This window comes from uncultured Salegentibacter sp. (genome assembly GCF_963972535.1).
In the GTDB taxonomy this organism is placed as follows: Bacteria; Bacteroidota; Bacteroidia; order Flavobacteriales; family Flavobacteriaceae; genus Salegentibacter.
The window spans coordinates 1-12,448 of sequence record NZ_CAXAVR010000080.1; the positions used below are offsets into that span (position 1 = coordinate 1).

Genomic DNA, 12,448 nt, shown 5'->3' on the forward strand with positions numbered 1-12,448 from the left:
CTCATAACCCGAAGGTCACTGGTTCGAGTCCAGTTCCCGCTACTAAGCAAAGACAAGGCTTCACAGAAATGTGAAGCCTTTCTTTTTACACCTAACGCAGAGTGATTTTTTCCTTCAAATTTGCTCTACCCTCCTTCAAATCAAATGATTTAAAGCGATATGCAGTTTCTGTAGATTCTTTGATTTTAAAATTACTAAGATTCTGCTCTCTCTTAATTCGAAATAAACCCTATTAGGTTTTAAGGCTTAAAACCTTTCAAATTTCCTTCCTGTATTATTGTGAATTTATCTTAGGGTTTAGCTAACTCTAATGGCAAGAAGTTAATACTATGCTAATCAAGGCCTCTATTTTTACCTAATTCTTTACATTTGCATCGTGCGCGATTTAATTTTGTGCGATTAAAATATAAGGAATGAAAGGAAACGTTGAAACAACACTAACGCAAAACATTTTTAGAATCTTACTAGCCTTGTTTATGACGTATGCAGGCTTTAGCCACTTAACCTTTAATAGAATAGAATTCCAGGCTCAGGTGCCAGATTGGCTTTCGTTAAGCAAAGATTTAGTAGTTATTTTATCTGGATTAGTTGAGATGGCATTAGGCCTCGCTCTATTATTTTGGAAAAAGCAACGTGCTACCATTGGTTGGGCATTAGCGATTTTCTTTGTTCTTGTTTTTCCGGGTAACGTTGCGCAGTATTTAGACGGAAAAGATGCTTTTGGCGCTTTAGATTCAGATAGGGCAAGATTAATACGGCTTTTCTTTCAACCGGTGCTCATAGCCTGGGCACTCTGGTCATCTGGCGCGTGGAGAGCCTGGAGAAACTCAAAAAATAAATAGTATGGACAATCAGCAACTTAAATTGAACAACCAGATCTGTTTTCCTATTTATTCGGTTTCCAGACTAATAACGAAAGCTTATAAGCCCTTCCTGGAAGAAATGGGTTTAACTTATCCTCAGTATTTGGTTTTATTGGTATTGTGGGAAAACGATAATATAGCGATGAATAAAATTGGAGAAAAATTATTGCTAAACACCAATACCCTTTCCCCGCTTATTAAACGGATGGAGAAAATGGATTTGCTGCAGCGCAAACGCTCTAATAAAGATGAAAGAAGTGTATTTATTCAGCTTACGGAAAAAGGAAAAAAGCTAAAAAATACTGCGATTCCAATTCCAGAGAAGCTTCTAAATACTTTACTGACGGAAGATGTAACCCTAACAGAAATAATGCTTCTAAAGGATACCCTGAATAAATGGTCTGATATTCTTTTAGACAGGCAAAATGATAAATAATATAGTAACTTACTGATAAATAAATTTTTAACATCGAGAATAACGAGAGTATTCGAATTTTGTTTCGAAAATCTATTTTTTCAATCGAAGCAAATATTGAAACACCTAACTCTCGATTATCGAATAAAAAACAATAGATATGAAAGCACTACAGATAGTAAAATACGGAGAAATTAAAGAAAGTTTATCGATTAATGAGATCGAAAAACCAACGATACAATCAAATGATATTTTAGTTGAAGTCAAAGCTGCTTCATTAAATCCTATTGATTATAAAATGGCACAAGGTAATTTAAAAGAACTGCTTGATTTGAATCTACCGGTAACCATTGGCTTTGATGTTAGCGGCGTGGTTGTGGAAAAAGGCAATGATGTTACTGGTTTTGAGGTCGGAGATGAAATTTACGCCAGGGTGCCACAAGAACAAATGGGTACCATAGCAGAATTTGTTACAATTAATGCTGATAAAGTTGCTAAAAAGCCAGAAAATATATCTTTTGAAGAAGCTTCTGGATTACCGTTAACAGGGCTCACCGCAATCCAGGCTTTAGAAAAAGCAGGGCTAAAAGAAGACGACAGGATTCTTATTCACGCCGGCTCCGGTGGGGTGGGGAGTTTTGCCATTCAGTACGCCAAAGCAAAGGGAGCTATTGTTTATACCACCACCAGTAGCAAAAATGTAGATTGGGTGAAAGCCCTTGGAGCCGACCGGGTGATAGATTATAAAGAAGAAGATTACAAAGAAGTTGCGAATAACCTGGATATAGTTTTTGACACTTTGGGAGATGATTATACGTTTGATGCCTTCAAAATAATTAAAAAAGGCGGAGTTGTAACTTCAATCGTAGGTCCACCAGACGAAGAATCGGCCAAAATTATGGGGATACCAGATTATAAATTACCGGAACAATTATCCAATCTTATTGAGGAAAAATCGATAGCCTATAAGCATACCTGGATGCAGCCTAATGCTGCCCAGTTGAAGGAAATCAAAACAATGGTAGAAGAGGGAAATATCAAGCCAACAGTAGACCTTATTTATGAATTCGAGGATGGAATTGATGCCTATGAATACCTGGCGACGGGAAGAGCAGAAGGAAAAGTAATTATTAGCTTATCCTAAGCTGCTTAAAATTAATTAAGATTATAAATAAAAAAGAAAAAGATTATGAGTAAAAAGAAAAATGTATTAGTTGCCGGTGCAAACGGCAGCACGGGAAGAATCATTATCGATTTATTAAAGAAATCAGGTGAATACCAACCTATTGCGATGGTGAGAAAGCAGGAGCAAAAAGAGCATTTTGAAAAAGAAAATGTAGCTGCTGTGCTGGCCGATTTAGAAGGAGATTTGAGCAATGCTTTTAAAAATGTGGATAAAGCAATTTTTGCAGCCGGCTCTAAAGGAAAAAATGTAGAAGGAGTTGATCAGGAAGGAGCAAAAAAATTTACAGATGCGGCTAAGCGTGCTGGAGTTGAAAAATTTGTAATGCTTAGCTCTATGGGAGCAGACAATCCCAGTATTAGTGAAGATTTCGAAGACTACCTAAAAGCAAAAGGAAATGCTGACGAGTACTTGCGTAAAAGTGGTTTGGATTATACCATTGTAAGACCGGGTGCTCTCACTAACGAAGAAGGTTCAGGAAAAATTCAATTAAAAGAAAAATTAGAAGAACAGGAGAGTATTTCCCGGGCTAACGTTGCTCGCACTCTTGTTGAAGTTCTGGACAGCGACGTTAAGCATAACCAGGTTTTTGAAATTCTGGATGGAAGAACTCCAATTGAGAAAGCAGTGCGTAGTTAAGAAGTTTCAAATATTTAAATGAATAAAGAAAAAATAAAAGATATGAAAGTACTATTTGTATTAACCTCTCACGACAGATTGGGAGACACAGGACAAAAAACAGGATTTTGGATTGAAGAATTCGCAGCACCTTATTACAACTTAATAGATAAAGGAGTGGATGTTACGGTAGCTACACCAAAAGGAGGGAAAGCGCCAATAGATCCCAACAGTGAAAGTGAAGATGCTCAAACCGAAGATACAAAGCGGTTTTATAAAGATGCTGAAACTCAAAAAGTGATTGAGAATACTAAAAAATTAGATACAATTAAAGCGGAAGAATTTGACGCGGTATTCTATCCTGGGGGTCACGGCCCGTTATGGGATCTTGCAGAAGATAAAACTTCTATTGCTTTAATAGAAGCCTTTAATAAGCAGAAAAAACCAATAGGTTTAGTATGTCATGCACCTGCAGCTCTTAAAAACGTAAAAAATGAAAACGGGGAACCTTTAGTGAAAGGGAAAAAAGTAACCGGTTTCACAAATACTGAAGAAGAAGCGGTGCAGTTAACCGAGGTAGTTCCATTTCTAGTAGAAGATATGCTGAAAGAAAATGGGGGAATTTATTCGAAGTCTGGAGACTGGGAAGTTCATGTCCTCAAGGACGGGAATTTAATTACCGGGCAAAATCCTGCATCTTCCAGTAAAGCAGCTGAAAAGTTGTATGAGATGCTTCAGTAAATTAAGCGCCCTTACTTTGAAACCTGCAATCTTAAAAATTGCAGGTTTTTTTTTGAAACTTTTAATTTGATATAACCTTCTAAATCTATCCCAATATTTTAAAACATTCTTTTCGTAGGCTAATTATTTGATAAAAAATGGGTTATAGAAGATTAAATATTGGTGAGGGGACCTGCTTTAAGATTATAGGTGATTTTCTTTAAAAATTTTCAGCAAAAATATCCTAAAATTGAGGTCTCCGGGGAATATTCTGCTATTTTAGCGTTTTAAATTTTAAAACTACTATCATGAAAGAACTTGTTGAAAACATTCAATCTACATTTGAAAATTTCCAAACAGAAGCTAATGCGCAGTTGGAGTCTGGCAATAAAAGCGCCGGTACCAGAGCGAGAAAATCTTCTCTAGAACTGGAAAAACTTTTAAAAGAATTCCGAAAAGTTTCAGTTGCAGAATCAAAAAAGTAAAACAAAAAACCTCCTGAAAAGGAGGTTTTTTTGGTTTAAAAAGATTCTTTAAAAGGAGTTGATTTCAAAACTTCATTAATCAAAAAAATCCCCTGAAAACGAATTTCAGAGGATTTATTATAAAGTTTAATTAAGCCGAATTCCTAATAAGAATTGGCAATAATTTGCTCGTATAATTCTTGCTTGCCGCTTATTTGTTTTGGTTCGCCAAGCTCTTTAGCTATTTTGCTAATTTCTTCAAGAGAAAGATCTCCGTTTTCAAATTTGCTTCCGTTACCGCTATCAAAAGAAGCATAACGCTCTTTTCTAAGCTTTTTATAATCGGTGTTTTGTAATACGTTATCTGCAGCGATAAGTCCGCGTGCAAAAGCATCCATACCGGCAATATGCGCTATAAATTTATCTTCAAGATCGGTAGAATTTCTTCTTACTTTCGCATCAAAATTGATTCCTCCACTCTGAATTCCTCCTCCTTCAAGGATTACTAACATAGCTTCGGTAATTTCATAAACATCTATTGGAAATTGATCGGTATCCCAACCATTTTGGTAATCTCCACGGTTGGCATCAATACTACCTAACATCCCGGCATCTACTGCGGTTTGTAATTCGTGCTGAAAAGTATGGCCTGCAAGGGTAGCGTGGTTTACTTCAATGTTTATTTTGAAATCTTTTTCCAGTCCGTAATTCTTTAGGAACCCTATAGAAGTAGCGGTATCATAGTCGTACTGGTGTTTTGTAGGCTCCATTGGTTTTGGTTCTATAAGGAAATTTCCTTTAAAACCTTGTTTGCGGGCATAATCACGACAAGTAGTAAGGAATTGTGCTAAGTGATCCTGCTCACGCTTCATATCGGTATTTAAAAGGCTCATATAACCTTCACGGCCTCCCCAGAATACATAATTCTCACCATTTAAGGCAATGGTAGCATCTATTGCTATTTTTGCCTGAGCGCTTGCACGAGCAACTACATTAAAATCTGGGTTAGTAGAAGCTCCATTCATATAGCGAGGATCGCTAAACAGGTTGGAAGTTCCCCAAAGTAGTTTAATCCCGGTTTCCTGTTGCTTTTGTTTAGCATAGTCTACCATAGTTTCCATACGCTTTTCAAATTCAGAAAGCGAAGAACAATCGTCTACCACATCTATATCGTGAAAACAGTAATAAGGAATTCCAAGTTTTTCAATGAATTCAAAAGCCGCATCCATTTTATCTTTGGCACGATCTATTACATTTTCCTTTTTGTCCCATTCAAAAGTTTCAGTTTCAGCTCCAAAAGGATCTCCACCTTTATTGTTGAAGGTATGCCAGTAAGCCACCGCAAACCTTAAATGCTCTTTAAGCGTTTTTCCAGCTACTGTTTTATTTTCGTCGTACCACTTGTAGGCTAAAGGGTTTTTACTATCCCTGCCTTCAAATTGAATTTTATCTATTCCTTTAAAAAATTTGTTGTTACTCATAATTATTATTCTTTAATTTTAATATTCTGTTTCCATTCCTGGTAAATCTCCTGGTACTGCTTACTTAATTTGGGATCAGGCTCCATTCTTTCCAGGCATTTTAGACTTGTAAATGCGTCGTCAAATTCTTTATAAAATCCATAACCTACCGCGGCACCACGGGCAGCACCTTCTGCGCCAGATGTATTATAAAGTTCTAAAGTAGTTTGGGTGGTATTGACAAAAATTTCTCTAAAAACCGGACTTAAAAAAAGGTTGTCTTTCCCGGCTCTTACCACTTTTCCTTCCACACCAATAGATTGCATTACTTCAAAACCGTAGTTCATAGCAAAAACAATTCCTTCGCAAGCGGATCTTATAAGATGAGCCGGTTGGTGAATGTTATAATTAAGGTTCTCTATACCAGAATTTACTTCTTTATTGCTGAAAATTCGTTCTACGCCATTTCCAAAAGGGTAGAAGCGAAGACCTTTACTTCCTGGTTCTACCTTAGCAGCTTCTTCGTTTAATTTTTCATAGGGAATAAGTTCTTCCCTGCCCACTGAAATTATTTTACGTAACCATTGGTAAAGAATTCCGGAACCGTTTATGCATAAAAGAACGCCGTTATGTTTAGCTTTTTCGGTATTATTTACGTGTAGAAAGGTGTTTACCCGGCTTTCTGGATCAAACGTGTTTTCTGCACTCACGGCATACATTACTGCTGAAGTTCCTGCTGTTGTAGCAATGTCTCCCGGTTTTAACGCGTTAAGTGAAAAAGCATTATTGGGTTGGTCGCCGGCCCTGTAATTGATTTTTGTATCGGGATCAAGTCCAAGTTCCTTTGCAATAGCTGCACTTACCGTGGCCTGATCTCCAAAGCTCGGAACAATTTCAGGGATAAAATCTTCTGAAAGTCCCATTTTATCTAAAACTTCAGTGGCTAATTTTCCTTTAGAGAAATCCCACAAAGCGGCTTCAGATAAACCTGAAGTACTTATTTGAGGAGTTTCAGAAAGTTTTGCCGCGATATAATCTCCCGGCAACATCATAATAGAAGCTTTTTTGAAGTTTTCGGGTTCATTTTCTTTTACCCACTTCAGTTTAGATGCAGTAAAATTCCCCGGGCTTCCCAGAATCTGGTTTTTACTAATTTCTTCACCAATGGCTTTATAAGCTTCATCTCCAATTTCTACGGCGCGACTGTCGCACCAAATAATTGAAGGCCTTACCGGGTTAAGTTTATCATCGGTTAAAACGAGCCCATGCATTTGGTAGGCGATACCAATTCCTTTAATTTTTTTAAGGTCTACGCCTTTTTTATCTCTAAGAATGCTAAATCCTTTCTTTACATTTTCCCACCAATCTTCTGGATTTTGTTCGGCCCAGCCAAATTGTGGGGCGGCGATCTCCATTTCAAATTCGGGAACTTTTGCCGAGGCTATAGTTGTCCCTTTTTCAGCATCGAGTACCGATAATTTGATTGAAGAACTTCCTAAATCTATTCCTAAAAAATACATACGTTAATTCTTGATTTATTTTATTTTGAGACCCAAATGTTTTCCATTTCCTCAAGTGTTTTCTCTTTGGTTTCCGGTACGAATTTCCAAATAAACAAACCGGAAAGGATTGCCATTATTCCGTAGATCCAGTATGGAAAACCATTGTTGAACATAGCTACCAAATCTGAATTATTATTCATCATTGGGAATGTCCACGATACTACCAGGTTGGCAAGCCATTGTACGGCTACAGCTACTGCCATAACTCCTTTTATTGAATTTGGGAAAACTTCAGATAATAACACCCAAACTACAGGACCCCAGGACATAGCGAATGCTGCGATGTAGAAAAGCATAAACATTAGCGCCGTAATTCCTGTTGTTTCAAGGTAAAGTGCGAATCCAAGGCCAATCATACTTAGCGCCATAACAGCACTACCAATCATCATTAATTTTTTACGGCCAAACTTGTCTACGGTAGAAATTGCCACTACTGTAAAGATCATATTAATAGCACCTACAATAATGGTTTGTAGCATAGAAGCATCGGTTTCCATACCCATTCCTCTAAAAATTTCGGGCGCGTAGTACAGTACCACGTTTATACCCACAAATTGTTGAAAAATAGATAAGAGTAAACCAATTACAACCACGGTTCCTCCAAAATAAAGCCAGTGGGCCTTTTTCTTGCCAAAAGACTTTTTAATTTCTTCTAAGACACCCGGTGCTTTTTCAGGGCCATTTAAATTAGCAAGAACTTTAAGAGCATCCTTTTCGTTACCTTTCATCACCTGAAATCTGGGGGTTTTAGGCACTAAAAGCAAGGCTAGAAAGAAAATAGTAGCGGGAATTCCTTCAGAAAGAAACATATATCTCCAGCCAGAAGTGTTTATCCAGCTTTCGGTTTGCCCCTGAACAATAAAGTAGTTTACAAAATACACCACCATCATCCCGCTTACAATGGCCAACTGGTAAAAACTAACCAGTTTTCCGCGAATTTTGGGTGGTGCCATCTCAGCAATATAAAGCGGTGCTAGCATACTTGCCAAACCAACTCCCATTCCTCCTATAATTCTATAAACAATAAAAGCTGAAAGTGAATCTCCGAAGAAAATATTCATAGTATCGGGGTAGGCTGAACCTATTGCAGAAAGTACAAACAGCATAGCCGCTATAAGGAGTCCGTTTCGCCTTCCTATAGAATTTGCAACGTTATCGCCGAGCGATGCTCCAATAATACATCCCACAAGCGCACTACTTACCATAAACCCGAGGATGGAATTCTTTAAATTTTCGGTTAAAACCCCTGGCAGCGTTAAAAATTGGAAGTAGTAAACAGCCCCTCCTATAAGCACAAAAAGCCCAATAATAAGATAGGCTTTTGATTTACTGAAAAATTTGAGTAGAAATGAGCTGAATAAAATTACAAGCGCCAGCACACAAATACTAATAATTACTTTAAACTGAAAGATAGCAGCTATTGCAAGGTCTTTATCAGTTTCTAATGCTCCAATAAAATAATTTTCAAGAGCACCAACGGCTCCAGAAATTACTGCCGTATCATACCCAAATAATAAGCCTCCAAGACTTGCTACTATGGTGATTAAAACAATACCACTCTTATTTAATTTTGCCATTTACAGATATCTTATGGTTTATTTGACTACAAGTATAGTTATTTTTTTTTATATTAGCAATTTACAAGGCTTAATTAAAGTAGGATAGTAAAAATAAAGCCTAAAAATTGTCTATATCTTTATAAAGATACCTATTGTATACACTTATGAAAAACCCTTTGCCATTTTTACCTACAAATGATCTTTCTGCAGCAGAAGTTATGAGTTCCATAACGATTGACTGTTGTGTGTTTAGTTTTGAAAAAAGCTACCTGGAAGTTTTACTGGTACAACACGGCGAAGGTATTAGTAAAGGAAAATGGGGTCTTCCCGGTGGTTGGATTAAAAAGGAAGAAGATATAGATGTGGCTGCCGATAGGTTACTTTCAGAATTAACCGGAGTAAAAGATATTTACCTGGAACAGGTTAAAACCTTTGGCAAGCCAGACCGATTTCCGCTGGGACGGGTTATAACCGTAGGCTATTACGCTTTAATAAATAGAGAAGATTTTAAGGTTAAGGCCGGTTTTACTGCTTCAGAAGCAAAATGGTACAGAATAAAAGATATTCCCGATCTTATTTACGATCATAATGAAATTTTGCAGTCCAGTTTAAACCGTCTACGCGGAAAAGTAAAACGCGCCCCTATTGGTTTTAATTTACTTCCGGAAAAATTCACTTTGCTCCAGCTGATGCAACTTTATACTGAAATATTAGATGTTGAAATGGATAAAAGTAATTTTAGAAGAAAATTTTTAAAAATGAAACTTTTACAGGAGGCGGGAGGTAAACAAACCGGGGTCTCCCATAGGGCGGCCAAACTGTATAGGTTTGATGAAGAAATTTACCAAAACCTTACCCGTAAAGGATTTAATTTTGAATTCTAATTAATTATTATCGCTAAAATTTAAAAATTTTTATGAGGCTGGATCTTAAAAAGAAATTATTTGTAGTTTTATTTTTTGTAAGTGTAGGAATTACATTTGCACAAATTAAATTACCTAAATTAATAAGCGATAATGTTGTACTCCAAAGAGATACAGAGCTTAAAATTTGGGGTTGGGCCGCTAATGGAGAAGTAGTAACGCTACAATTTCAGGGTGAAAATTTTACGTCAGAGACCAATGAAAGTGGTAAATGGGAAATTAATCTTCCCGCTCAAAAAGCCGGAGGGCCTTATACTATGACATTTAATGCCTCGAATAAGGTTGAGGTGAAAAATATTTTATTTGGAGATGTGTATTTGTGTTCCGGGCAATCAAATATGGAATTACCAATGGGTAGGTTGGCAGATACCTATGCATATGAAATAGAAAATGCCAATAATTCTAAAATCAGGCAATTTGAAGTGCCTGATAAGTATGAATTTACCGGCAAAAGGGACGATCTTTCACGTGGTTCTTGGAAAGAGGCCAATAAGATGAATATTATGGAATTTTCCGGAGTTGCTTATTTCTTTGCCAAAGCGATCTATGAAAAAAAAGAAGTGCCTATTGGGCTTATCAATTCAGCGCTGGGAGGTTCCCCGGTTTCAGCCTGGATGGATAAAGAAGCTTTAAAAGAGTTTCCGCAGTTTTACGAAGAACATTTAAAATGGGGGAATCAGGCTTTTTTAGATTCGGTAGTGAATGCTGAACAAAAAGCAATTAATAACTGGTATAGCGATTTAAATAAAAAAGATACCGGTTTACAAGAAAAATGGTTTAAGACTGATGTTGATAAAACATCCTGGAAGGAGATTGAAATTCCGGGTTTTGTTTCAGCAGAAAATAGAAATAATAGCGCTGGAGTGGCCTGGTTTTCAAAAACTGTAAATATTTCCCAATTACCTGATTCTGATACTGTGAAATTACATTTGGGAAGATTGGTAGATATGGATTATGCCTATGTAAACGGAAAGCAGGTTGGGCATACCGGTTATCAATATCCGCCCAGAAAATATAAGTTTGATGCAAAATTATTAAAAGAAGGAGAGAATGAAATTGTAGTTCGTTTGGTAAATAATGGCGGCCCTACAGGTTTTATAAAAGATAAACCTTATCATTTAATATTAGATAAAGATACACTGGATATTGATGGAACCTGGAAGTTTAAACAGGCAGTTACAATGCCAAATACCCCGGGACAAACTTTTATTAGGTGGAAATCTGGCGGACTTTTTAATGCAATGATAGCTCCTTTAACAAATTTTGAATTGAAAGGTGTTCTATGGTACCAGGGAGAATCTGATACCGATGATCCAGATCTTTATTCAGAAACATTTCCTAAGATGATAAAAAGCTGGCGTGAAAATTTTGAGGATCCCGAATTGCCATTTCTTTTGGTGCAACTGCCAAATTTTATGGAAGAATCCACAGAGCCACAAGAAAGTAGCTGGGCTGAAATGAGAGAAGTTCAACGAAATACAAACCTTAATGTTCCTCATACCGGGATGGCCGTAACTATAGACCTTGGGGAATGGAACGATATTCACCCGTTAAATAAAAAGGACGTAGGGAATAGATTAGCGCTGGAAGCTCGAAAACTAATATATGATGAAGATATTGTTAGTTCCGGTCCAGCACCTTCAGCCTGGGAAATTAAAAATGGAGCTGTTGTAGTCAATTTTGAGAATTTAGAATCAGGCTGGAAAATTAAAAACGGAGATCAACCTACCGGGTTTACAATTTCAGAAGATGGTAAGATTTTTTATAAAGCCAAAGCTGAGGTAATAGGTGATAATACTTTGAAAATTTATAGTAATAAAATTAAAAATCCAGGTGTAATAAGATATGCCTGGGCTAATAATCCCGGGAACGCCAATCTTTATAACCTGGAAGATTTACCGGCTGTCCCATTTGAAATAGAATTAACTAAAGAAAAATAATTAAAACTAAACTTGAGATGAAATTTTTTATTGATACAGCAAATTTAGATCAGATTAAAGAAGCGCAGGATCTGGGCGTTTTAGATGGAGTAACAACTAATCCGTCTTTAATGGCAAAAGAAGGTATTACCGGTAAAGATAATATTCTTCAGCATTACCTGGATATTTGCGAAATTGTAGATGGAGATGTTTCTGCCGAAGTAGTAGCAACAGATTTTGATGGAATTGTGCGTGAAGGAGAAGAACTGGCGAAATTACACAAGCAAATTATTGTAAAAGTTCCTATGATTAAGGAAGGTGTAAAAGCCATAAAATACTTTTCAGATAAAGGAATAAAAACCAACTGTACGTTAGTATTTTCAGCCGGGCAAGCTTTGCTTGCAGCAAAAGCTGGAGCAACTTATGTTTCACCTTTCCTGGGAAGATTGGACGATATTTCTACCGATGGGTTAGACCTGATAGCAGATATCCGACTTATTTATGATAATTACGGATTTGAAACTGAAATTCTTGCAGCATCAATTCGCCATACTATGCACGTAATTAACTGTGCTAAACTTGGTGCCGATGTTATGACAGGACCACTATCTTCTATAGATGGTTTATTGAAACACCCACTTACCGATAGCGGACTTGCGAAATTTTTAGAAGACGCTAAATCATTTAATGTATAGATTATGGAAATTAAAGAATTAGAAGATTTTGCCACCCAGGTACGCCGGGATATTTTAAGGCAGGTTC

Annotated in this window: 12 protein-coding genes; 9 read left to right on the plus strand and 3 right to left on the minus strand. The window is 36.9% G+C overall.

The genetic code is table 11. The annotated features are described in order from the left end of the window. Positions 1 to 413 precede the first annotated feature (413 nt). The 6 genes from AACZ30_RS09970 (at position 414) to AACZ30_RS09995 (ending at position 4,284) form a co-directional block, all read left to right on the plus strand. Positions 414 to 842: a hypothetical protein gene (locus AACZ30_RS09970; RefSeq protein ID WP_339649128.1), complete on the plus strand. Its 429-nt coding sequence runs from the start codon at positions 414 to 416 to the stop codon at positions 840 to 842. Position 843: 1 nt separating this feature from the next. Beyond that, positions 844 to 1,299 carry a MarR family transcriptional regulator gene (locus tag AACZ30_RS09975; RefSeq protein ID WP_075325778.1) on the plus strand — a complete coding sequence of 152 codons (456 nt, stop codon included), beginning with the start codon at positions 844 to 846 and terminating at the stop codon, positions 1,297 to 1,299. A gap of 139 nt (positions 1,300 to 1,438) precedes the next feature. Next, positions 1,439 to 2,422, plus strand: coding sequence for an NADP-dependent oxidoreductase (locus tag AACZ30_RS09980; protein ID WP_339649130.1), 984 nt, complete (start codon positions 1,439 to 1,441; stop codon positions 2,420 to 2,422). Positions 2,423 to 2,467: 45 nt separating this feature from the next. Continuing rightward, positions 2,468 to 3,100 carry an SDR family oxidoreductase gene (locus tag AACZ30_RS09985; protein ID WP_339649131.1) on the plus strand — a complete coding sequence of 211 codons (633 nt, stop codon included), beginning with the start codon at positions 2,468 to 2,470 and terminating at the stop codon, positions 3,098 to 3,100. A gap of 42 nt (positions 3,101 to 3,142) precedes the next feature. After that, positions 3,143 to 3,820, plus strand: coding sequence for a type 1 glutamine amidotransferase domain-containing protein (locus AACZ30_RS09990; RefSeq protein ID WP_075327897.1), 678 nt, complete (start codon positions 3,143 to 3,145; stop codon positions 3,818 to 3,820). Between the two features lie 287 nt (positions 3,821 to 4,107). Continuing rightward, a complete protein-coding gene (locus AACZ30_RS09995; protein WP_075325781.1) occupies positions 4,108 to 4,284 on the plus strand; it encodes a histone H1 in 177 nt (58 codons plus the stop codon). A 143-nt stretch (positions 4,285 to 4,427) separates the two neighbouring features. Here the strand turns inward: AACZ30_RS09995 and xylA are convergent, their stop codons facing one another. From xylA to AACZ30_RS10010, 3 genes are read right to left on the minus strand one after another with little or no spacing between them, the layout of a single operon-like run. Next, complete coding sequence (gene xylA / locus AACZ30_RS10000; protein WP_339649132.1) at positions 4,428 to 5,744, minus strand: xylose isomerase; 1,317 nt, start codon at positions 5,742 to 5,744, stop codon at positions 4,428 to 4,430. Between the two features lie 5 nt (positions 5,745 to 5,749). Continuing rightward, complete coding sequence (locus AACZ30_RS10005) at positions 5,750 to 7,243, minus strand: FGGY family carbohydrate kinase (RefSeq protein ID WP_339649133.1); 1,494 nt, start codon at positions 7,241 to 7,243, stop codon at positions 5,750 to 5,752. A 20-nt stretch (positions 7,244 to 7,263) separates the two neighbouring features. Then, the gene (locus AACZ30_RS10010; protein ID WP_339649135.1) at positions 7,264 to 8,862 is read right to left on the minus strand and encodes a sugar porter family MFS transporter; all 1,599 of its coding nucleotides are present in this window, start codon (positions 8,860 to 8,862) and stop codon (positions 7,264 to 7,266) included. Between the two features lie 146 nt (positions 8,863 to 9,008). Here AACZ30_RS10010 and AACZ30_RS10015 point away from each other — a divergent pair, with 146 nt between their 5' ends. The 3 genes from AACZ30_RS10015 to fsa are packed head-to-tail and all read left to right on the plus strand — an operon-like array spanning position 9,009 to position 12,381. After that, the gene (locus tag AACZ30_RS10015) at positions 9,009 to 9,728 is read left to right on the plus strand and encodes an NUDIX domain-containing protein (RefSeq protein ID WP_075325785.1); all 720 of its coding nucleotides are present in this window, start codon (positions 9,009 to 9,011) and stop codon (positions 9,726 to 9,728) included. A gap of 32 nt (positions 9,729 to 9,760) precedes the next feature. Then, entirely contained in the window at positions 9,761 to 11,707 is a 1,947-nt protein-coding gene (locus AACZ30_RS10020) for a sialate O-acetylesterase (protein WP_339649137.1), read from the plus strand. A 17-nt stretch (positions 11,708 to 11,724) separates the two neighbouring features. Beyond that, a complete protein-coding gene (gene fsa / locus AACZ30_RS10025; protein WP_075325786.1) occupies positions 11,725 to 12,381 on the plus strand; it encodes a fructose-6-phosphate aldolase in 657 nt (218 codons plus the stop codon). Positions 12,382 to 12,448 lie beyond the last annotated feature (67 nt).

Bases quoted from the DNA above. Each gene is read 5' to 3' on its own strand.
- AACZ30_RS09970 (WP_339649128.1), top strand. From the start codon at position 414: ATGAAAGGAAACGTTGAAACAACACTAACGCAAAACATTTTTAGAATC.
- AACZ30_RS09975 (WP_075325778.1), top strand. From the start codon at position 844: ATGGACAATCAGCAACTTAAATTGAACAACCAGATCTGTTTTCCTATT.
- AACZ30_RS09980 (WP_339649130.1), top strand. From the start codon at position 1,439: ATGAAAGCACTACAGATAGTAAAATACGGAGAAATTAAAGAAAGTTTA.
- AACZ30_RS09985 (WP_339649131.1), top strand. From the start codon at position 2,468: ATGAGTAAAAAGAAAAATGTATTAGTTGCCGGTGCAAACGGCAGCACG.
- AACZ30_RS09990 (WP_075327897.1), top strand. From the start codon at position 3,143: ATGAAAGTACTATTTGTATTAACCTCTCACGACAGATTGGGAGACACA.
- AACZ30_RS09995 (WP_075325781.1), top strand. From the start codon at position 4,108: ATGAAAGAACTTGTTGAAAACATTCAATCTACATTTGAAAATTTCCAA.
- xylA (WP_339649132.1), bottom strand. From the start codon at position 5,744: ATGAGTAACAACAAATTTTTTAAAGGAATAGATAAAATTCAATTTGAA.
- AACZ30_RS10005 (WP_339649133.1), bottom strand. From the start codon at position 7,243: ATGTATTTTTTAGGAATAGATTTAGGAAGTTCTTCAATCAAATTATCG.
- AACZ30_RS10010 (WP_339649135.1), bottom strand. From the start codon at position 8,862: ATGGCAAAATTAAATAAGAGTGGTATTGTTTTAATCACCATAGTAGCA.
- AACZ30_RS10015 (WP_075325785.1), top strand. From the start codon at position 9,009: ATGAAAAACCCTTTGCCATTTTTACCTACAAATGATCTTTCTGCAGCA.
- AACZ30_RS10020 (WP_339649137.1), top strand. From the start codon at position 9,761: ATGAGGCTGGATCTTAAAAAGAAATTATTTGTAGTTTTATTTTTTGTA.
- fsa (WP_075325786.1), top strand. From the start codon at position 11,725: ATGAAATTTTTTATTGATACAGCAAATTTAGATCAGATTAAAGAAGCG.